The following is a 21,041-nucleotide window of genomic DNA, read 5'->3' on the forward strand; positions in this document are numbered from 1 at the left end:
TGGCTGACACGGGCCTGCGAAACGCCAAAACTGGCCGCCTGGTGTTCTTGCAGGGCATTGCTTTTCAGGTAGGTGAGCAGAAAAAACAGCTTCACATCGCTGCCCGCCAGCACCGCCGTCGGCCGTTCGCGGTGAGCCGGAAACTGCCGCCGCTTCCCCGCCAGCGTATGCCAGCGGTGGTGCCGCTCCCAGGCCGGCGCGAAGGCGGTGAGCAAGTCGTCAAACTCGGCCACGTGCAGGCTGGTCAGGGCCAGAAACTGCCGGGGCCGCTCGCGTAAGGCACGGTAATCCATGCCCAAATCTACGGCTGCTCCTCGCGGATTAACTTAGCCACCTTTTCCGAATTAGGTCTAATATAGTGGGCATTTCCGCTTGAGGCAAGAGGGCCCGCCGCCCGCCCCGCCGCTCCCGCAGCGCGGGGGCCGGCGGCGGCCAGTGGCCCGCCCGGTTCGCCGCCCGAAACCTCTCCGGGAGAGAGGCCGCCCACCGCGTAGGGGGGGCGGGGGAAGGAAATGAGGCGGCTACCCGGCTTCGGGGAGCAGGGCTTCGAGGGTGGCGGCTTCGAGGAGCAGGGCGGCGGCGCGGGCGGTCAGCAGGTGCCAGCGGGTGGCGGCTTCCGGCGGGAGAGGGCGGGCGCGGCGGCGCAGCCAGTCGGCCTGCCAGGCAGCGTGGGCGGGCTCGGGGGCGGGGGCGGCCAGCAGGCCGGGCAGGGCCTCGGCCCAGCGGGCGGCCACCACGGCCTGCCGCTGGAGCCGGCCAGCCTGCGCCTGCAAGCCGGCGGCCTGCTGCCGGCACTGCCGCGCCCGAAACCGCAGCGCCCCGGCCTCGGGAGGTGGGGTGGTGGAGGGTGAAGTAGTGGGTGGTGGGGTGGCGGAGTCCGGGGCTGGGGGCGGCAGGCAGGCCAGCAGGGGCTGGAGCGCGGCCACGGCGGCGGGCGTGAGGGGGCGGCGACGGGTTTCCCAGTCGCGCACCAGCGGGGCGCTCAGGCCCAGGTACAGGGCCAGCTCGTCCTGGGTGAGGCCGAACCAGTCGCGGAGGCGGGCAATGACGTGTGTAGAGGGACGGGCGCGGCGTGGCATACGGCGAAGGTGCGCGGAATGAGAAGAAAGCAGCAGTATTCCGCGCAAAATAAAAAAATAAGCCGCGCGGAATACCACTACTTCTCTCTCATTCCGCGCAGCTTCCCGCGCCTTCCGCGTCCGGCCCGGCTCCGGCGGCACTGCCGGCGGGCGGGTAGAGCGGCGAAAAGTAAATACTACCACAGTTGCTTTCCGGCCGAAAATTGCTGAGTATTGAGCCGTTACGATGTGTTATTGCCACCTTATGATGAATCAGTTACCTTCCCGGCTGGCGCTGCTGGCCGCCAGCCTGCTGCTGAGCGGCGCGGCCCTGGCCCAGCCCACGGTGAGCACCGTGGCCGGCTCCGGCACCCAGGGCTTCCAGAATGGCCCGGCCCTGCGCGCCCAACTAAACTCGCCCCGGGGGCAGGCCCTAGACGCGCAGGGCAACCTCTACATCGCCGACACCAACAACAACGTTATCCGGCGCGTGGACGCGCAAACCGGGCTGATGAGCACCTTCGCCGGCAGCGGCACCTTCGGCTACGTTGATGGTAACACGGCCGTGGCGCAGTTTCGGGGGCCACGCACGGTGCTGGTCCGGCCCGATGGCACGCTGCTTATCGCCGACACGGGCAACAATGCCATCCGGCAGGTAGACGCCAACGGCATCGTGACGACGGTAGCGGGCGGGGTAGCCGGCTACCTGGATGGGCCGGGCCTAGCAGCGCGATTTGCGGGGCCTATTGGGCTGGCAGTAGTCAGCAATGGGGATATATATGTTGGGGAAGCTGGCAACGTGCGCATTCGCAGAATACAAACGGATGCCACAGGTAATGTACTGGTAAGCACGTTTGCTGGCGACGGAGTAATGGGCTATGTAGACGGGCCAGCTACTTCGGCCCGCTTTCGGGAACCCCAAAACTTAACGGCAGACAGAGCTGGTAACTTGTATATAGCGGACCGGTCCAACCACCGTATTCGTGTAATTACACCAGCTGGGCAAGTGAGTACACTTGCTGGCACAGGCAGTGCCGGCTATCAGGATGGGCCCGCCGCCACCTCCCGTTTTTCCAGCCCGATAGGAGTCGTGGTGGGTTCTGATGGTACGGTGTACGTAACGGACCGCGACAACTATCGGCTACGGGCCATCAGCCCGGCCGGGCAAGTGAGCACCGTGGCCGGCGATGGCACCAACGGCTTTGCCGATGGCCCGGCCGCGGCCGCGCAGTTGGGCGTAGGCCAGCAGCTTAGTCTAGATGGTGCCGGCCGATTGTATGTGGCCGACTTGACCAACCACCGTATCCGGCGGCTGGCCGGGCTGCCGCTGGCCATAGCGGCGGGCAGCCCCGCTGCTTCTGCGCTGCAGTTTTCCGTGTGGCCCAATCCGACGACGACGGCCGCGCAGCTACGGGTAGAGCTGCCGGAAGCGGCTACCGTTTCGGTGGTGCTATTGGATGCGCTGGGCCGGCTGGTGCAGCACGTGCTGCCTCCCACGCGGCGGGCAGCGGGCCCCTACACCGTGCCGCTTGCAACCCAGGCGCTGCCGGCCGGCCTCTACCTGGTGTGCTTGCGCCTCAATGGCCAACCCCACATGCAGCGGCTGTGGCGGGAGTAGCGGGTTGGCGAAAGGGCCGCGCTGCCAGGCTGCGTTAACAGTCAGGTAAAAGACCGTCATGCTGCGCTGGCCGAAGCCTCTCTACCGCTTCGTTGTGATGATAATTGAGTAGTTCAGAGACCGTCATGCTTCGGCCAGCGCAGCATGACGGCCTCTTTGATGCTTTTTTACTGACTGTCCACATACTCTGGTACCCGGGAAATTTCTCAAGCAATGAAAACTTACTTTCTATTCAAAGGGCTGCTGCTTGTAGGAGTATGCGGCTTACTTGCCGGTTGCGACAAAGACAACAGCGGCCCCTGCGGCTGCCCGGAGTTAAAGTTGGTGCCGAATGCACTGGAAGAGTATCCTACCAGAAGTCCTCGTTTCGGCTACGCCAGGCCGTACTTTAATCCTGAGAATTCTCGGGAAGTGATTTTCTTTAAAAGGGATGAGCAAGACCCCGGCGTGGCCGGCATTTGGAAGACAAACCTGGATACCAAGCGGCAAACCCAGGTGTTGGCCGGCAATGATATATTCCTGCAGCTGCGCTGGGGGCCGCAAGGCTGGCTGGCCCTAAGCAAAAACCACCAGGTATGGAAAGTGAAGAGTACGGGTGACAGTTTAACCCAGCTTACCTACGGCGTGCCGCATTACCAACCCCAGTGGAGCCCCGACGGGCAGCGGCTGGTCTGCTGGCAAGACGGCCCCACGGCGGCAGCGCAGGGCCTGGTGTTTCTGGACCGCAAAGGTGGCGCCCGGACGGCTCCTGCTGAGCCGCTCAAAGGCTACGCGGAAGGCTGGTCGTCGGACGGAACAAAGCTGCTGCTCCAGCATACTGCCGATGGCGTATTCGGTTTAGGTGTCTATACTTTTGCTTCCAATAAAGTGGATCTAATTGTGCCAGTTGATATTAAAGCCGGGCATGGTGGTATTCATGGGGCAGCGTGGCTACCCAACGGCAATGGGTTTGTATGGAGCAGTGACTTGGGCCTATTCAGAACGGACCTGGCTTCCCGCCGCACCGTTACGCTGCACACGGGCTGTAGTGGCCGCATCTACATACACCCTTCCATATCGAGCGACGGTCGCACGCTGATAGTAGAACGAGTTGACCGCCACGCCGAAGACAATGGGCGCGCCATTTATGGTGAAACCAACCTCTGGACCATGGACCTGGATGGCAACAACCAGCGGAAGGTAGAATTCTAGGTGCTTCCGCTCGCACTGGCAACGCCCGGCCTTCTGCGGTCGGGCGTTTGTGCGTAGCAGGGGTTCGGCCCGGCTTTTCGCGGGCTTATATAGCGCAAGAAGGATTTTTAGGCGTAATTATTGTACAAGGCGAGCTTCGGTTATTCATCCTCATCTATTTTTGCATGAAGCACTTCTTCTCTCGCGGCCTGCTTCTCCTGGCCGCCACGGCTGCCTGCACCCACTCCGCCGACCCTATACAGCCCACGCCCGACTACGTGGAGGATGGCCCGTGCTCAGTATTGCCGGACCCCGGCCCGTTGGGCTGGCAGCACGAGCCCCATACGCTGTTTCGGCAGCAGCCGGCCCTCAACCCTACCAACGCGGAGGAAGTAGCGTACGTGGCCTTCGTTACGGATACGATGGGAATTGACCGGTCGGGGCTGTACAAGGAGAGTCTGCGCACCAGGCAGGTAACGCGTCTGAACCAGTCGGCCACCTACAACCGGCTGCACTGGAGCAGCCGGGGCGACCTGCTGTTTCTGAACCAAGGCCGGCTCTGGCGCATCACCGCCACCGGCGACAGCCTGCGCCAGGTGCCCGGCCTGCCGGGCAGCATCGGCACGTTTGCCCTCAGCCCCGACGGGCGGCAGCTGGCCTACACGGTGGCGGGTGGCACCTACCAGGCGGCGGCGCTCTGGCTGACCCCGCTGGCGGGTGGCACCCCCCGCTTGCTGGCCACGCCCGGCTACTGGCCCCAGCTCACGCTGGCGTGGGCGGCCGATGGGCAGCGGCTGGCGTTTGGCGCCTATCCGGTGGGTACGGGGGCCACGCCCAACCTGCCGCACACGCTCTGCACCCTGCACGTGGGCACGGGCACGTTTGCGGCGGCCCCGGCGCCGCTGCCGTTTCCGGTGCAGAGCCTGCAGTGGCACCCCAACGGCACCGACGTGTTCTGGGCGGGTGGCCGCCACCTCTACCGCGAGCCGCTGGCGAACGGGGCCGCCCGGCAGCAGCTGCGCGAAGGTTGCCAGACCCGCAGCTTCCAGTCGGTTGGCCCTGTGCCCGGCCAGCCGCGCCTGCTGGTGCTGCGCATCAACAGCAGCGCCCCCACCCCCGGCCTGCTGAAGCAGGAAACCGTGCTGGAAACCATGAGCTACGACGGGCAGCAGGTGCTGCAGGTGAGCCCGTAGCGGCGGAGCAGGCTGTAGAGACGCGTATTCGCGTCTCGTCTTTGGTGATGTTGTTTGGCAGGCGCGGCATCAGTCGTTCAACGACCAGACGCGAATACGCGTCTCTACGGCACCGCAGCGCCCGGCCTCACGAGGCCGGGCGCTGCTGGTTTCTACAGGCCACCACCGGGAGGGCCAATGCCCCCGCCGCCGGGAGGCGGGCCGCCGCCGGGCTGCCCGAAGCCGCCCCGGTTGCGCCGTTCAGCAGGTGCTTCACCAGGCAGGGCATCGTTGCTGCTGCCGTTGCCGGCATAGCTCCGGATGTTGTAGGTGAACATGAGCATCAGGTAGCGCTGCAGAATGTTGCTTTGCACGTCCTCGGTGTAAGCGGCCGTGTTGTTTACCTGGATGCTGTTGTTCTGGCCCAGCAAATCGAAGGCATAAAGCTTGATTTCGCCCTGCTGCCTGGCGAAGATTTTCTTGCCCAGCGAGGCATTCCAGAGCACGAAATTCTGGTTGTAGCCCGCCGAAAGGCCCGTGTACAGCTGGTGGCTCACATCAGACTGCAGCGTCAGGCCTTTCACCAGTATCCAGGAAAAGCGCAGGCTGGTGTTCTGGCGGAAGTACTGGCGGTTGGCCTGGCCGGGCAGCGTGTTGCGCACGTAGTTCTGGTTGGAGCTGGAGGAGAGCGTGAAGTCCAGCTCCGGGCTGATGTTGCTGCTCAGGCCCACGCCCAGCCCGAAACTGGGGGTACGGCTGTAATTCAGCTGCTCAAATACCAGCCCCGGTGTCTGCGCGAAGTTGGCGTTGGCGCTCAGGTTCAGATTGGACTTGATGAAGCTCAGCGGCAGGCTGTAGTTGAGCAAAGAGCGTAGCGTGTACTGTTGGTTCAGGTTGACGGGCCGCGTGAGCTGGCCGCCCACCGGAATGGTCACGCCACCCACCGTCAGCGGCTCGGTGCCGGCATACACGGTGCTGTTGGTGATGTAGTTGTTGGTGTAGGAGCCGCCAATCAGCGCGAAAAACGACGTGGACTTCTCCGGCACCGCCGACGAGTAGCGCAGGAACAGGTTGTGGCGGTACTCCTGGCGCAGGTCGGGGTTGCCGGTGGTCAGCTGCAGCGGGTTGGCATTGTTCACCACTTCCTGCAGCTGGCTGATGCTGGGGGCGCTGGTGTTGGTGCGGTAGTTCAGGCGCAGGTTCTGCTGCTTCGAGAAGTTGTAGCGCACCGTGGCGTTGGGCAGGAAATTCAGAAACGAGCGTTCAGTGAGCGTGGCGCGCGGAAATTCCTGGTCGGAGCGGAGCTGCGCGTGCTGCACGGCCCCGCCCAGCGTCCACTGGAATTCCTTGTTCTGGTAGCGGTAGGTCAGCTCGCCGGCATTGGTGAGGTAGCGGCTCTCAAATACGCTGCTCAGCGTGTCGTTCAGCAGCGAGTAGGCCTGCTCGCCCGGCGCAAAGTCGTAAGTGCGCTTGTCCGACTGGTTGGGCGTGTACGAAATGCGGTATTCGCCCTGCAGCTGGCTGAACTGGCCCAGCGGCTCGGTGTAGTTGAGGTTGCCGGTCCAGGCCCAGCCCTGCTGCGTCAGCTCCGAAAACTGGTTGAGCAGCGTGGTGCGCCCGCCCACCGCCGAGGTAGACGACAGCAGGTTGTTGTCGCCGTCCTTGTCGTTGTAAGTGGTGTTCAGACCCACTGACACCGTGCGGCCGCGCTTGGCAAACCGGTGCCGGAACTGCAGCTGGTTGCTGGCCGTGATGCCCGTCAGGGCCGAGCGGTAGTCGCTGGTGTTGCTGCCCTGGGTCTGGTTGGCCGCGTCGCCGGAAGCCAGAAACGTGCGGCCATCTAGGCTGCTGTTGCCGGTGTTGCGCTGCACCGACAGCGCCGGCCGCCAGATCAGCGAGTTTGCCGAGTCGAATTTGTGCTCCAGCCGCATATTGAAGCGGTTGTTGATGTTGCGGCTGGTATTGAGCGAGTTTTCGTTGTAGCGCAAATCATCAGTGGAGCCTTGCGGGGCCACGTAGCGGCGCAGCAGGCTGGTGCTGGCCGTGTTGTCGCTGAGGTTGAAGAAGTAGCTGCTCTGCACGTCGGTTTTGGCGCCCCAGCTGTCGGAGTAGTTCAGGCCCAGCGCGTGCGTTTTGCTGATACCGCCCCGCTGGTTCACCAGGAAGTTGCCGGCGTTGTTGCCGCCGCCGCCGCCCTGGTTGCCGCCGCCGGGACTTCCCCCGCCGCGTCCGCCCCGGCCGCCTCCACCGCCCGAAGACGAGCCCACCACGCCCAGCAAATCCTCGGTTCCGAAGTTCTGCTCGTTCACGTTGTTACTCTGCGCCACCACGCTCAGGCGCTGCTTGCCCTTAAACTGGTTGATGTTGCCGCTCAGCCGGTACCGGTCGTCCTGGGGGCCATAGCCGGCCAGCACCCGCCCGAATTGGCCGTTGCGGAATTGCGGCTTCGTGATGATGTTGATGGTTTTCTGCTGGTTGCCGTCGTCGAAGCCCGTGAACTGGCTCTGGTCGGAGGCGCGGTCGTACACCTGAATCTTGTCGATGACTTCGGCCGGAATGTTCTTGAGCACGGCGTCGGGGTCGTTGCCGAAAAACTCTTTGCCGTCTACCAGCACGCGCTGCACCTGCTCGCCCTGCGCCTGCACCTTGCCGGTGGTGGGGTCTACGTTCACGCCGGGCATCTTCGTAATGAGGTCCTGGGCGTTGGCGTCGGGGTTGGTTTTGAAGGAGCCCGCATTAAACTGGGCCGTGTCGCCTTTTTGCACGGCAGCAGCGGCGCGGCCTACCACTTCCACGCCCTTCAGCGCCACGCCGCCCGCGCTCAGCGTGAGCGTGCCCAGCGCCAGGGGCTGCCCGGCCAGCGTGAGTTGCCGCTGCAGCATCTGGTAGCCCAGAAACGAGACTGTCAGCTCGTAGCGGCCGGCGGGCAGGCCCGTCACCGCGAAATTCCCTTCGCCATCGGCGGCCGCGCCGTTTTTCACGGAGTCGGCGGACAGGCTGCGCACCAGGATGTTGGCCCCAATCAGCGGGCTCTGGTCGGCGCCATCTACTATGCGGCCGGTTACGGAGCTGGTTTGGGCGTGGGCCGCCAGCACGGAGCAGAGCAGCAGCAAAAGCACTAAAAAACGTCTTGGCATCGGGCAAGGGAATAGGTCACTCACGGCAATAGACGCAAATGCGGCCCGGACGTTTAGCGCGTTGGCAAAAAAGGCAGCGGCGGCTAGAGCTTGCGCACCAGCAGCAGCCCGTCGCGCAGGGGCAGAAACACGTTTTCCACCCGCAGGTCGGCCTGCACTTTGTCGTTGAAGGCCCGGACGGCGTGCGTGTCTTTGTCGGAGGGTTTTACCGGGTAGGAGTCTACCACTTTACCGCCCCAAAGTACATTGTCGATGAGCACGAACCCTCCTGCACGCACCTGCGGCAGCACCAGCTCGTAATAGGTGTCGTTGTTGATTTTGTCGGCGTCGATGAACACCAAATCCCAGGTTTCGGTGAGCGTGGGCACAATGTCGGCGGCCCGCCCGATGTGTAGGTGTAGCCGCCCGGTGAGGCCGGCCCCGGCCACGTAGCGCCGGATGCGGCTTTCCAGCTCCGGGTTAAACTCAATGGTATGCAACTCACCGCCGTCGGCCAGCCCTTCGGCCAGGCACAGCGCCGCGTAGCCCGTGAACGTGCCCAGCTCCAGCACCCGCCGGGGCCGCACCATGTGGCTGAGCATACTCAGGAGCCGGCCCTGCGCGTGCCCGCTCAGCATGCGCGGCATCAGCGTCTGAACGTGGGTTTCGCGGTTGAGACGCGCCAGCAGCGGCGGCTCCGGCGAAGTATGCAGGTCGGCGTAGTGGAAAAATTCTTCGGACATATACAAAAGTAGCAGGCCCCGCAGCCCGCACTATACAACTGGGACCAGCCGAAACAGGAATACCTGAAATCCGGCCGCGCCTCGCGTGTATTCGTGGCTTACGACACGGTACAATCCTTCGTAGCGCAAGACCTCGGTGCCATTCTGCTCTACACGCTGAAAAACCCGCACCGGCAGGCCCGTTTCCTGGCTACGGCGCAGTGCCAGGTTGCATCCGGTCATCTCCTGATCCGTAACCTGATGACCCGACTGTGAGTCGCGGCCGCCGCTACCGGTGTAGATGATTTCGGCTTCCGAAAACCGGTCGTCGGCGTAGGCACCTGCCAAAACGATAGAGTCGGCGCCTTCGGCCTGCGAGCCGCTCACGCCGGCCCGGCGCGGCCGGTGCAGTCCGCACAAGCTCAACTCCAAGCGGTTCGCAAAAGTGTCGCCCGGCCGGTACGTACCGATATGCCCGAAAATGCGTGGCAAGCAGAAGGAGTTTAGGGAAAGAGATGAAATAAAACTGTCATCCTATGCGCACGAAGGACCTTGTTACATCAGAACAACCAAGTGTCGTTCCAGCAGGATAAGGTCCTTCGCTGCGCTCAGGATGACAGTTCTAGCTGTGATATGCTGAGCAGGCTACTCCGGCACGTACTGCAGCACGCTCAGGTTGTCTTCGCGCAGAATGTCGTTGGCCAGCTCCAGCAGCTCCGACGACGTGACGGCGCGCACCCGCTCGAAGATTTCGTTGATGGTTTCCACGCGGCCGATGTCGAGGGTACTTTTGGCCAGCAGCTGCATCATGCCGCTGTTGCTTTCCTCCGACATGGCCATCTGGCCCATCAGCTGCTCCTTCACGGTATGCAGCTGAGTAGTGCCCAGGGCCTGCTCGCGCAGCTTCTTCAGCTCCTTCTGCACCAGCGAAATAGTGCGGTTTACCTGCTTTTTCTCGGTGCCGAAGTAAATGCCGAACAGCCCCGTATCGGTGTAGGGCGAGTAGGTGGCGTCGATGGTGTAGACAAGGCCGTACTTTTCGCGCACGGCCAGGTTGAGGCGCGAGTTCATGCCGGGGCCGCCCAGCAGGTTGCTGAGCATGAAAAACGGAATCCGGCGCGGGTCCTCGATGGCGTAAGCGGGCCCCCCAATCAGGCAATGGGCCTGCGTAATGGGCTTGCGTTCCAGCTGATCTACGCGCTGGTAGCCTCCGAACGAGGTGCGGGGCCGGGCCCCCAGCCGAGCCGGCAGCGGTGCCAGAAACTTGTCGGCCAGCCGCTTCACCTCCTTAAAAGGCAGGTTGCTGACGGAGCTAAATACGAGCCGGTCGGTGCGCACGTTTTCCTGCAGAAACTGCCGGAAATCGGCCTGCTGGAAGCCGCTGACGCTTTCCCGCGTGCCCAGAATGTTGTGGCCCAGGGCATGGTTGTTGAAGATAACGCCGTCAAAGTCGTCGATGATGGCGTCTTCGGGGGCATCCTGGTACATGCTCATTTCCTCCAGAATCACGCCGCGCTCCTTCTCGATTTCCTTTTCCGGGAAGATGGAGTTGAACGTCAGATCGGTCAGCAGCTCAAAGGCGCGCTCGAAGTGGGTGCTAAGCAGGGAGGCGTAGAAGCAGATTTTTTCCTTGGTAGTGTAGGCGTTCAGCTCGCCGCCCACCGTTTCGAGGCGGTTGAGAATATGAAAGCTTTTGCGCTTCTCAGTGCCCTTGAAGGCCATATGCTCCCAGAAGTGCGCCAGGCCCTGCTGGCCCGGCTTTTCGTCGCGCGAGCCAATGTCGAGCAGGAAGCCGCAGTGCGCGATTTTGGTGTGCAGAACTTGTTTATGCAGAACCCGGATGCCGTTAGGCAGCTCGTACAGGTCGTATTCGGACATTTTATAGAGTCTTGGAGTCGTAGGGGCCTGAGCAGTAGCAGCCCGGCTCTGTATAACCGCGCACAGGCGCAGCAGGTTGCAAAGGTACGACAGGTGATGCGGTGATGGAGTGATGAGGTGAATGGTAACAGGTGACAAGTAAAAAGTGACAGGTAGACCAAGACCACTTACTTGTCATCTGTCACCTGTTACCATTCACCCCATCACCTCATTACCAATTCCGCCTCGGCCAGCACGGCCAGCAGTTGCTGGGTTTCGATGCCGTGGGCGCAGAGGAAGTGGCCCAGCGGGCATTTGGCGTAGCCGTGCAGGCCGCAGGGCCGGCATTCCAGGTCGCCCTTTATTTCGACTATTCGCGAAAACGGACTCAGCGGCCCAAACCCGAAATAGGGCACCGTGGAGCAGTACACCGCGCAGGTAGGCGCCCCCACGGCCGAGCACAGGTGCATAGGGGCCGAGTCGTTGACGTAGTTGAGCACCGCGCCGCGCATCAGGGCGGCTGAGGCCAGCAGCGAGAGTGTACCGGCCAGGTTCACGAGGTCCGGCCGGCCGGCGGCCTGGGCCAGCTCCTCGCAGGCGGCCACGTCGGGCGGACCGCCCAGCAGGTACACTGTGTAGTGCGCGGGCAGCGCCGCCAGCAGCTTCAGCCACTGCTCCTTCGGAAACTGCTTGGTAAACCATACCGAAGTGGGCGCAATGCACAGGTAAGGACCCGCCGCTGCGTAGGGCACTACGGCGGCTTCGTCGGCGGCAGAAGGGTAGAGGCGCGGTGGCGTGATGGCGCTGCCAGAAGCCGGACCCAGCAGGTGCAGGTTGCGCGACACCTCGTGCACGCCCGGCCCGATTACGTGCGGCACCACCTGCGTAAACAACCGCGCAAACGGATTCTTATCGAAGCCAACCCGCTCCCGGGCCCCGGAAAAAGCCGTCAGAAAGCCCGTAGACGCAAAGCGCTGCAGCGTAATCACCCGGTCGTAGCGCGTCTGCCGGATTCGCTGCAGCAGCTGCCACAGGCCCCGGTACTTGTCCTGCTTCTTGTCCCAGATCAGCACGTGGCGCACGTGCGGGTGGCCCTGCAGCAGGCCTTCGTTGCCTTTGCGCACCAGAAAATCCACGGGCGTATTCGGCTCGGTGCGGTGCAGCTGCTCCAGCAGCGCCGTGGCTAGAATAACGTCGCCAATGAATGCCGTTTGAATCAGCAGAATGGACCGGGGAGGGGCGGGGGGCATACACGAAAACAGAGCAGGGACGGCCGAAGCCAGAAACGCAAAGATACGGCCCCGGCCCCGGCTTGCCGGGGTTGTGCTGCCGATTTGCGCCGGTGGATAGCAGCCTGCTATATAACAGGTAGGTAGTGTATAATACAACTTCCTATATTACAAGCGGCAGGGTTGCCGCTTTTCCGCTATACCTATTCGCATTCTATGGCCGATACTCCCGAAAATACGCCCTCGTCGCCGGCGCCGCAGCCGGCCCCTACCGAGGAGCAGATACTGGCCGATGCGCGCCTGCGCGAACTGCTGGCCGGCTACCACCCCATGTACCACGAACTGTTTCTGAAAACCTACGCCCGCGAATTGCAGGACCTGCACTATAAGGGCAAAACCTACGAGGACAGCCTGGAATACCTGCTCCGCCAGCACGACAAGGAAGCCTACACCTACCTCTGGATGATTCAGCACCAGAAGCTCTTCGATCTGGAGTGCCAGTGGCGCGCCGAGCAGGTGGACGTGCCCGGCGCGCTGCTCACGGCCAACTTCGAGGACTGGCACAACTACATTGAGGAGTGCCCGGTGCTCACGCCCATCAGCCCGGGGGAGCTGGAGCTATTCGATGCGTTTCTGGCCCAGCTCACCGACCCCGACGACCTGGAAACCGGCAACCCCTCCCGCGACTTCTGGTTCCACCGCCGCTACCCCCACGCCCGCGAGGAAGACGAAGACGACCACGACCTGAGCGCCTGGACGCAGTTCTGGGACCTGCGCCGGGGCACTACCTACCTGCGCCAGCTCCCCGATGTGCGCGGCGGTAAGGAGCTGCGCTACGAGAAGGCCTATCGGCGGCAGCGGCAGGAAGCCCGGCCCCCGGCGGCTCCCGTTCCGCCCGATCCGCGCCCGCACGTGCCCACCTGGGGCGACGAATACGACGACCTGGTGCGCCGCTACCTGCGCCAGTTCGAGCATCCGTCGCGGCTGCGGCAGTTCGAGGCCAAACGCCAGCTCAGCCTTTATCAGGCCGCCGACGACCAGACCGATCTGGAAGTGGCGCTGGAGCGCCTCCAGGATGCCGGCTCCGTTGAAATTCCCATTGAGGCCCACGCCAACTGGCGCCAGGCCGTGATTACGGCCAGCAACCGCTACTATTTCAGCCAGCTACGGGCCGCACTGCCGCACGTCTACAGTGAGTATTGCCAGCGCATGGCGCTGGGCATCCGCCCCGAAGCGGCCACCGAAGGCTGGCGCCGCCGCCACGAGCGAACCACCATGTTCGACGACTTGGCAGAGCGTGTCCGGGCCGGCCGCCGCCTGCTGGGCGAGCCCGACGACCTGAACTTCTGATGGCCGGTTGAGTGGCGGCACTCAGGGCTTTCCTCTAACTTGCAGCCGCCACCTTTTCTGTGTGTCCCTGAACTTTCACTAAGCCTCACTCCATGCGCTACGGCCGTATTGCCCCCGAGCTTTTCACTGAAAACCGCCGCCGCTTCCGCGAGCAGCTGCCGCCCGCCTCACTGGCCATCTTCCACTCCAACGACGTGATGCCGACCAACGCCGACGGCACCATGGCGTTCCGGCAAAACAACGACCTGTTCTACCTCTCCGGCGTCGATCAGGAAGAAAGCATCCTCGTCATCTTCCCCGATGCGGTGCTGCCGCAGTACCGCGAAATCCTGTTCCTGAAAGAAACCTCCGAGCATATTCTGGTGTGGGAAGGCTACAAGCTCACCAAGGAGCAGGCCCGTGAGCAGTCCGGCGTGCCTACCATTATGTGGCTGGAGTCGTTTAAGAGCGTTCTGCCGGCCTTGATGAACGAGGCCGAAAACGTGTTCCTCAACTCCAACGAGCACATCCGGGCCGTGGTGGAAGTAGAAACCCGCGACGCCCGCTTTATCAAGTGGATTAAGGAGGCCTACCCGCTGCACACCTACCGCCGCGTAGCCCCCATCATGCACCACCTGCGCGCCATTAAGAGTGCCGAGGAAATCCGGCTGATGCAGAAGGCCGCCGACATCACCGGCGACGCTTTCCGCCGCCTGCTGGGCTTCGTGAAGCCGGGCGTGATGGAATATGAGATTGAGGCCGAAATCTTCCACGAGTTTCTGCGCCAGGGCTCCCGCGGCCCGGCCTACGGCAGCATCATTGCCTCCGGGGCCAACGCCTGCATTCTGCACTACGTGAGCAACGACCGGGAATGCAAGGACGGCGACGTGATGCTGCTCGATTTCGGGGCCGAATACGCCAACTACGCCGCCGACCTGTCGCGCAGCATCCCCGTGAACGGCCAGTTCACGAAGCGCCAGCGCGACGTGTACGAAGCTGTGCTGCGCGTGATGAAGTATGCTACTTCGCAGCTCGTGGCGGGCAACAGCATTGAGGAGTACCATGCCGGCGTGGGCCGCTTCATGGAGCAGGAGCTGATTAAGCTGGACCTGCTGAATGAGCAGGACGTGAAAAACCAGGACCCGGCCGCGCCGCTCTACAAAAAGTACTTCATGCACGGCACCTCGCACTACCTCGGCCTCGATGTGCACGATGTGGGCGCCAAGTACCGCGTGTTCGAGCCGGGCATGGTGTATACCTGCGAGCCGGGCATCTATATCCGCGAGGAAGGCCTCGGTATCCGCCTCGAAAACGACATTCTCATCACCAAAACCGGCAACGACGACCTGATGAAGAATATTCCGCTCGAAGCCGACGACATTGAGCGCCTGATGCGCGCCGGCCGCTAGGGCCCGCCGAACTACCGACCAGCAAAAAGCCGCTTGATTGACTCAAGCGGCTTTTTTGTTGTATTCACTGAGGATTTTTCGGGCAGCCAATCGGGCCGGTGCGTGTGGCTATGGCGGCCGGCTTTTTCGCAGCTCAGCAGTTGGGAATCAGCCGGCAACCGTGGCTGCGCGAAGTGCCTGAGAAGCGGAATAGTGCAGTTTGGCTGACCACCGCAGAAATACTACACAGTAACTTTCTGGCTGCTCAGGGGGTATAGGATGCTACTTTCGGGCGACTTTGCCTACTCAGGCAGGTTCCGCCGCGAAGTTTCTGTTCACCAAAACTTCTGGTTATGAGAAACCTCTTAACTCCCACTTTAGCTCTGGGACTGACGCTGCTGGCCGCAGCCCCAAAAGGGCATGCTCAAACGGCTGACCGCAAAACCGCTATCAGCCTCTACGGCAGCGCGTACCAGTATAAAGGCAACTTCGGCTCCAACTTCTGGAAATGGGGCGACAACAACTACGGTCCCGGCATCAGCATCAACCGTTACCTCACGCCGGGCCTGGACCTGGGCCTGAGCGGGGCGTACGTGGAGCTGAAAAGCACGCCCGAGCAAAGTGCCTCGCGCTTCGGCTCCAATTTCAACACCAACATCGTCAACGTGAACCTGGCCCTCAAGCTTAAGCTGAACAATGGCTGGGCACTGAAAGAGGATGCCGTGATTCAGCCCTATCTGCTGGCCGCCCCGGGCTGGGCCTTCACCAGCCGCGAAGGTTCGTTTAACAGCAATGGCACCAGCACCAACCTGGCCGAAGACAAAAGCTACTTCGACCTGTTTGGCGCCGCCGGTATCAACTTCCGCGTGAGCGACGCCGTCGGCATTTTCGTGCAGACCGGCCAGCACGTTCCGCTGAAAGCCAACCTCGACGGCGACCCTACCCGCGACAACGACGCCTGGGATGACCGGTATCTGCAGCACACGGCCGGGGTTACCATTGCCTTCGGCAAAGCCAAGGACGAAGACGGTGACGGTGTACCCGACCGCAAAGACAAATGCCCCAGCACGCCCGCCGGCGTAGCCGTGGACGAGAAAGGCTGCCCGCTTGATGGCGACGGCGACGGTGTTCCGGATTACCAGGACCAGTGCCCCACCGAAGCCGGCACGGCTGCCCTCAACGGCTGCCCCGACCGTGACAATGACGGCGTAGCCGACAAAGACGACGAGTGCCCCGACCAGGCCGGCACAGCTGCTCTGCGCGGCTGCCCCGATACGGACGGTGACGGCGTAGCCGACAAAAACGACAAGTGCCCCGATACTCCGCGCGGTACGCAGGTAGATGCCAACGGCTGCCCGCTGGTGCTCGACTCGGATAACGATGGTGTGAAAGACGACGTGGACAAGTGCCCCGATACGCCCGCTAACACCCGCGTAGATGCCAACGGCTGCCCGCTGAGCATTGACCCCGCTGTGAAAGCGCTGGAGCGGCCCATCCGCTTCCAGACTAACAGCACGGTTATTACGTCCAGCTCGTATCCGGCCCTGAACAAAATGGTACAGGCCCTGAAAGACCACCCCGAGTACAGCCTGCGCGTTATCGGCCACGCCGACAGCCGTGGCACGGATGAGTACAACCAGGGCCTCTCGGAGCGTCGTGCCGGCTCGGTGAAACGCTACTTCACCGGCAAGCAGGTAGATCCGGCCCGTATCGTGACCGAAGGACGTGGCGAAAGCCAGCCTGCTGCTCCGAACACGTCTTCCAAGAACATGAGCCAGAACCGTCGGGTAGAATTCAAGTTTGAGTTCTTCATTCCCGGCAACCCGCAGCCCTAATAAGCTCGGCGTTCTTTAGAAAAAGCGGCAGACCTCACGGTTTGCCGCTTTTTCTTTTTCTGGGGCTCAAACAGGTGCCGGCAGTTTCCAGCGCGGACTGAGCTACAGAGGCATACTGCGTTCCAATAGCTGGCAAGGGCTATATGCGAAAAATAGAATCCCGCTTAAACACAACCTTACCGCACCGGAGAAAGTATAGCACCCCGTACTGAACGCAGGCATGAGCTAAGCCAAAGGCAGTATTTCCACACACACTTTCAATTATGAAACACCTTCTAACCACCAGTGCCGCCCTGGGTATGCTGCTATTTGCGGCTGCCCCAGCGCAGGCCCAGACCGCCGATAAGAAGACGGCCATCAGCCTCTACGGCAGTGCCTACCAGTATAAAGGCAACTTTGGCACGAACTACTGGGACTGGACTTCCAACAACTACGGCCCCGGTATCACGTTCAGCCGCTACCTCACGCCGGGCCTGGACCTGGGCCTGAGCGGCGCCTATGTGGAGCTGAAAAGCACGCCCGAGCAAAGTGCCTCGCGCTTCGGCTCCAACTTTAACACCAACATCGTCAACGTAAACCTGGCCCTCAAGCTCAAGCTGAATAATGGCTGGGCTTTCAAGGAAGACGCGTTTATCCAGCCGTATCTGCTGGCCGCCCCGGGTTGGGCTTTCACCAGCCGCGAAGGCAGCTACAACCAGAACGGCACCAGCACCAACTTGGCTGAGGACAAGAGCTATTTCGACCTGTTCGGGGCCGCCGGTATCAACTTCCGGCTTGCGGATGGCGTTGGCCTGTTCATCCAGACCGGCCAGCACATCCCGCTGAAAGCTAACCTCGATGGTGTTCCTGTACGCGACAATGATGCCTGGGACGACCGGTATCTGCAGCACACGGCCGGTCTGACCGTGGCCTTCGGTAAGATGAAAGACGAAGATGGCGACGGTGTTTCGGACCGCAAAGACAAATGCCCCGGCACGCCGGCCGGCGTAGCCGTGGATGCCAACGGTTGCCCGCTTGACGGCGACGGCGACGGTGTGCCGGACTACCAGGACAAATGCCCCACCGAAAAGGGCCTGGCGGCGCTGGAAGGCTGCCCCGACCGTGACGGTGACGGTGTGCGCGACGGCGACGACAAATGCCCCGATACTCCCGGCAAAGCAGAGCTGCAAGGCTGCCCCGATGCGGACGGTGACGGTGTGACCGATGCCGACGACAAGTGCCCCAACACGCCTGCCGGTGTAGCAGTAGATGCCAGCGGCTGCCCCCTCGACCGTGACGGCGACGGTGTTCCGGATTACCAGGACCGCTGCCCCAACCGCCCGGGCCCAGCCTCGAACAAAGGCTGCCCGGAGATGAAAGTAGAAGAGAAGAAGAAGCTCCAGGAAGCCACCAAGTTCATCCAGTTCGAGTTCGACAAAGCTACGCTGAAGCCGGTTTCGTTCCCGACCCTGAACGGCCTGGTAGAAATCCTGAACGCCTACCCCGACTACTCGCTCGGCATTTCGGCCCACGCTGACAGCAAAGGCGACGATGCCTACAACCTGCGCCTGTCGGACGAGCGCGCTGCTTCGGCCCGCACCTACATGCTGAGCAAAGGCATTCCGGCCGACCGTATCGTGTCGCACGGCTACGGCGAAACCAAGCCGATTGCCGACAACGCTACCGAAGCCGGCCGGGCTATCAACCGTCGCGTAGAGTTCGACGTGTATCTGCCCGGCGACCCGAACCCTGCCGAGACCAAGTACGGAGTAGCCCCCGAAATTCCGGCTGCTCCCGTCAAGAAAGCGGCTCCGGCCAAAGCGCCCGTGAAGAAGGCTCCCGCCAAGAAAGCCGCTCCGCGCAAGCGCTAAGCTTTCTTCGGCCAACGCCTAATACCAAAAGCAGCCTGCTCCCTGAGCAGGCTGCTTTTTTGTGTCTGTCAGAGTGCCTGGAAGAAAGGTCCTTTCCAAGCTCGGCTGCCGTCTGCTCCATCCGGCACAACGCCATCTTCCTGATTAAAGAGGGCGCAGCTTGGTTATGTGTCATCGTGAGCGAAGCGAAGGACCTTTTCACGCTAGCACTAAGTCTGCTCATCTGCTCAACCGTGAGAAGGTCCTTCGCTGCACTCAGGATGACAAGCACGAAGGAAGACTCTGGACAGCTTTACCCACATAAGAAAGGCCGCTCCCGGAGGAAGCGGCCTTTCTTACTACCATGAGGCGAATACCTTTCTACTTGGTCATATCCGCTACGTTGGGCAGGACCTTGATGAGCTGAGCCAATTGCCCCTGCGTGAAGTTGCCGCCAATAGACATAAGCATAAACGAGTCGGGGACGCCGGAAACGGTGCTGGTGGCTACCACTTCCGTCACTCGGTCGCCTTGCTGGCGGGTGGCGTAGCGCACGTTGCCGCTGCCGGTGGTCAGGGGCGTGTACCGCTCATTAGAAAGCAGTCCGTTTACCTCGCTCACCAGCCCCTCAGCTACCAGCTTCTCGGCGCTGCCGCTGGTGGGTGCAAACGTCAGCACCCGGAAGCTGCGCACCGACGACAAGGCCTGCGTCAGGTCGTTTTCGCCGCCCAGGCTGCCGAGGCGGCCCAGCAGAATGCGGGTAGTAAGGCCGGCGCTCCAGTCGGTGGCTTTAAAGCCGGAGCGGTTCTCGTACTTGTTGAAAAACTCCGCTACTGTGCGGGCCGGGTTGCCGGGGCCGGAAGCGCGGCAGCCCGCGAGCAGCAGCAACGCCACCAGCGGCAGCCACATAAACGTGCGAATTCTCATCATGGCAATAGGAAAAAAAGAGGGTGAGAGATGGAACAGCCGATAAGGAAGCGGCAAGTTGAAGGATTAAACGCTGTTTTCAGCAGTATGGCTGTCCTCAACCCGGGCTCATCTCCTTCTTCTCTCATAATCGGCTCCTGCAGCAGCCGAGCGACTAGCACCGTAAGCCGGTCCGGCTAGTCCCTGTCTTCCTACTCAAACCCAATGGCATTCAGGAAAAAAACCTCCCGGTTGGGAGCATGGTCGGCGCGCACGTTCTGGTAGCCAAAGGCCAGCAGGCGGTTGCCATACCACGCCACGAGGCCTTCGTTGCTGGTGGAAGTGGCCTTTTCCTTGGCAGTTGGCAGCGACGACGTTTGCAGGTTCACGTGCAGGTCGTTGGGGGAAGGCGCCGTCCGGTCAATAATCTTGTAGTTCAGCTTGTCGTCGGTGAGGTAGGCAATAGCCAGCCGGCGGCCGTCCGGCAGCGGGCACAGCCGCACCGTTTCGGACAAGGTGTAGCGTACCACGTCTTTCAGCACGAACGTATTGTCCCATAAGAGGTTGCCGCGCTTGTCGAAGCCACAGACCAGCGCGTGCGTAATGCGGTAGCCGTCGTAGTTCCGGTTGCCGCGCGCCCAGTTGGGGTTGCCGTAGCCTGGGTAATAGTAGGGGTTGTACACGCGGGTCGGCCCGTACACGCCACCATACCAGTTGTTGCGGTAATAAGGATAATACACTTCAGCTACCATCACGTAGCCATCCTCAAACGGAATCAGGTCGTGGATGAGGGTGCGGTAGCGCAGGCGCAGTACCCGGTCGGCGGCGCGCAGCTTTTCGCTTTTCTGCTGCAGGCGCCGGGCCCGGCCGGGGCTCATGAAGTCGAAGAAATGCTTGAGGTTGGCGAAGTCGTAGAAGCGCAGCGAGCGGCGCGAGCCGGTGGGCGTCACGCCCGCCGAGAGGTCGGCCGCGAACAGGCCCTGCGAGAAGCGCGGGTCGCGCAGGGTGTAGGTGCCGGCCAGCAGCCGCCCCGCCGCCGAGTCGGCCGCCGGACTGATCTGGGCCGAAATCAGGCCCCGCTCACTTTCGGCCTGCACAAACTCAGAGCGCAGCAGCATGCCCCGCGCCGACAGCTGCTTGAGTTGCAGGCGTGCCTTGTAGCCGTTGGTCTGGCTCATCACAAACTCGGCCCGCTTGGCCGCCGAATCGGCCAGGAAAGAAAGCTGGGCGGGCAGTGGCTCGTATACCGAGGGCAGAAACTGATGCTTGCCGGTGCTCAGGTCGAGCAGCAGCACAGTCAGGTGGTTGTCTACCAGCACCGTCACGAACAGGTTGCCGCCCAGCGCTTTCAGGTCGTAGATGTCGCGCGTCAGCTTGGTATCGAACTCATAGGTGCGTACCCGCTTGCCCGTCGCATCTACGCTGGCCGCCCACAGCCGGTCCTGCGTGTAGTCGGACTGAAACAGCACGTAGTTGGAAGTGCCTTCGGCGCAGATGGCCTGAAAATCAAACTCCCGGGGCACGGGCAGCAGCACATTCCAGAGGGGCTGCAGGCGGTAGTCGTATTTCTGCAGACTGAAAGTGTCGTGGCGAATGCCGGGGCCATCCTGCTTCACCAGCACCACCACACTGCTGTCCTGGGCAATGGGCTGCACTTCCACCTCGCTGGAACTGAGGTCCAGCGGCAGCTCGAGACGGGTGGCCTGGGTGGGCGTGTAGATGGCGGCCGGTTCTTTTTGCTGGGCTGCTACCGGAGCAGCAACGCCAACCGCCACAAACAGCAGGAACAGGAGCGAGGCAACGTGTTTCATA

At 62.3% G+C, this 21,041-nt stretch carries 16 protein-coding genes; 7 read left to right on the forward strand and 9 right to left on the reverse strand.

The features are described from left to right. Both BUE15_RS05565 and BUE15_RS05570 read right to left on the reverse strand, forming a co-directional pair. Nucleotides 1-293: transposase family protein (locus BUE15_RS05565; RefSeq protein WP_139252144.1), on the reverse strand; the 293-nt coding region annotated here is incomplete at its 3' end. 228 nt (nt 294-521) lie between these two features. Next, a complete protein-coding gene (locus BUE15_RS05570; protein ID WP_073281976.1) occupies nt 522-1,079 on the reverse strand; it encodes a helix-turn-helix domain-containing protein in 558 nt (185 codons plus the stop codon). Nucleotides 1,080-1,323: 244 nt separating this feature from the next. Between BUE15_RS05570 and BUE15_RS05575 the strand changes: the two genes are divergently transcribed. The 3 genes from BUE15_RS05575 (at nt 1,324) to BUE15_RS05585 (ending at nt 5,039) form a co-directional block, all read left to right on the forward strand. Continuing rightward, a complete protein-coding gene (locus BUE15_RS05575) occupies nt 1,324-2,676 on the forward strand; it encodes an NHL domain-containing protein (protein WP_073281978.1) in 1,353 nt (450 codons plus the stop codon). Nucleotides 2,677-3,087: 411 nt separating this feature from the next. Beyond that, nucleotides 3,088-3,867: a TolB-like translocation protein gene (locus BUE15_RS05580; protein WP_139252145.1), complete on the forward strand. Its 780-nt coding sequence runs from the start codon at nt 3,088-3,090 to the stop codon at nt 3,865-3,867. Nucleotides 3,868-4,031: 164 nt separating this feature from the next. Beyond that, nucleotides 4,032-5,039 carry a TolB family protein gene (locus BUE15_RS05585; protein ID WP_073281981.1) on the forward strand — a complete coding sequence of 336 codons (1,008 nt, stop codon included), beginning with the start codon at nt 4,032-4,034 and terminating at the stop codon, nt 5,037-5,039. Between the two features lie 152 nt (nt 5,040-5,191). On the opposite strand, the gene BUE15_RS05590 is transcribed toward BUE15_RS05585, so the two are convergent. The 5 genes from BUE15_RS05590 to BUE15_RS05610 form a co-directional block, all read right to left on the reverse strand. After that, nucleotides 5,192-8,155, reverse strand: a complete 2,964-nt coding sequence (locus BUE15_RS05590; protein WP_073281983.1) for a TonB-dependent receptor — start codon at nt 8,153-8,155, stop codon at nt 5,192-5,194. Between the two features lie 83 nt (nt 8,156-8,238). Further along, nucleotides 8,239-8,877, reverse strand: a complete 639-nt coding sequence (locus BUE15_RS05595) for an O-methyltransferase (protein ID WP_073281985.1) — start codon at nt 8,875-8,877, stop codon at nt 8,239-8,241. A gap of 30 nt (nt 8,878-8,907) precedes the next feature. Continuing rightward, nucleotides 8,908-9,348, reverse strand: a complete 441-nt coding sequence (locus BUE15_RS05600; RefSeq protein ID WP_073281987.1) for a YDG/SRA domain-containing protein — start codon at nt 9,346-9,348, stop codon at nt 8,908-8,910. A 153-nt stretch (nt 9,349-9,501) separates the two neighbouring features. Then, nucleotides 9,502-10,734 carry a M16 family metallopeptidase gene (locus BUE15_RS05605; protein ID WP_073281989.1) on the reverse strand — a complete coding sequence of 411 codons (1,233 nt, stop codon included), beginning with the start codon at nt 10,732-10,734 and terminating at the stop codon, nt 9,502-9,504. 203 nt (nt 10,735-10,937) lie between these two features. Further along, entirely contained in the window at nt 10,938-11,963 is a 1,026-nt protein-coding gene (locus tag BUE15_RS05610) for a glycosyltransferase family 9 protein (protein WP_073281991.1), read from the reverse strand. Nucleotides 11,964-12,158: 195 nt separating this feature from the next. On the opposite strand from BUE15_RS05610, the gene BUE15_RS05615 reads away from it, so the two are divergent. From BUE15_RS05615 to BUE15_RS22560, 4 genes are all read left to right on the forward strand, one after another. After that, nucleotides 12,159-13,292 carry a hypothetical protein gene (locus tag BUE15_RS05615; RefSeq protein ID WP_073281993.1) on the forward strand — a complete coding sequence of 378 codons (1,134 nt, stop codon included), beginning with the start codon at nt 12,159-12,161 and terminating at the stop codon, nt 13,290-13,292. Nucleotides 13,293-13,384: 92 nt separating this feature from the next. Beyond that, on the forward strand, nt 13,385-14,680 hold the full coding sequence (locus tag BUE15_RS05620; protein ID WP_073281995.1) for an aminopeptidase P N-terminal domain-containing protein: 1,296 nt from the start codon (nt 13,385-13,387) through the stop codon (nt 14,678-14,680). 332 nt (nt 14,681-15,012) lie between these two features. Next, a complete protein-coding gene (locus tag BUE15_RS05625; RefSeq protein ID WP_073281997.1) occupies nt 15,013-16,494 on the forward strand; it encodes an OmpA family protein in 1,482 nt (493 codons plus the stop codon). A 263-nt stretch (nt 16,495-16,757) separates the two neighbouring features. Next, nucleotides 16,758-18,344: an OmpA family protein gene (locus tag BUE15_RS22560; protein WP_073281999.1), complete on the forward strand. Its 1,587-nt coding sequence runs from the start codon at nt 16,758-16,760 to the stop codon at nt 18,342-18,344. Nucleotides 18,345-18,704: 360 nt separating this feature from the next. Here the strand turns inward: BUE15_RS22560 and BUE15_RS05635 are convergent, their stop codons facing one another. After that, nucleotides 18,705-19,253, reverse strand: coding sequence for a DUF4252 domain-containing protein (locus tag BUE15_RS05635; RefSeq protein ID WP_084548850.1), 549 nt, complete (start codon nt 19,251-19,253; stop codon nt 18,705-18,707). Nucleotides 19,254-19,441: 188 nt separating this feature from the next. Continuing rightward, entirely contained in the window at nt 19,442-21,040 is a 1,599-nt protein-coding gene (locus BUE15_RS05640) for a hypothetical protein (RefSeq protein WP_073282003.1), read from the reverse strand. Nucleotide 21,041: the final 1 nt, after the last annotated feature.

Origin of the sequence: Hymenobacter psychrotolerans DSM 18569, assembly GCF_900142395.1 — a bacterium.
Taxonomy (GTDB): domain Bacteria; phylum Bacteroidota; class Bacteroidia; order Cytophagales; family Hymenobacteraceae; genus Hymenobacter; species Hymenobacter psychrotolerans.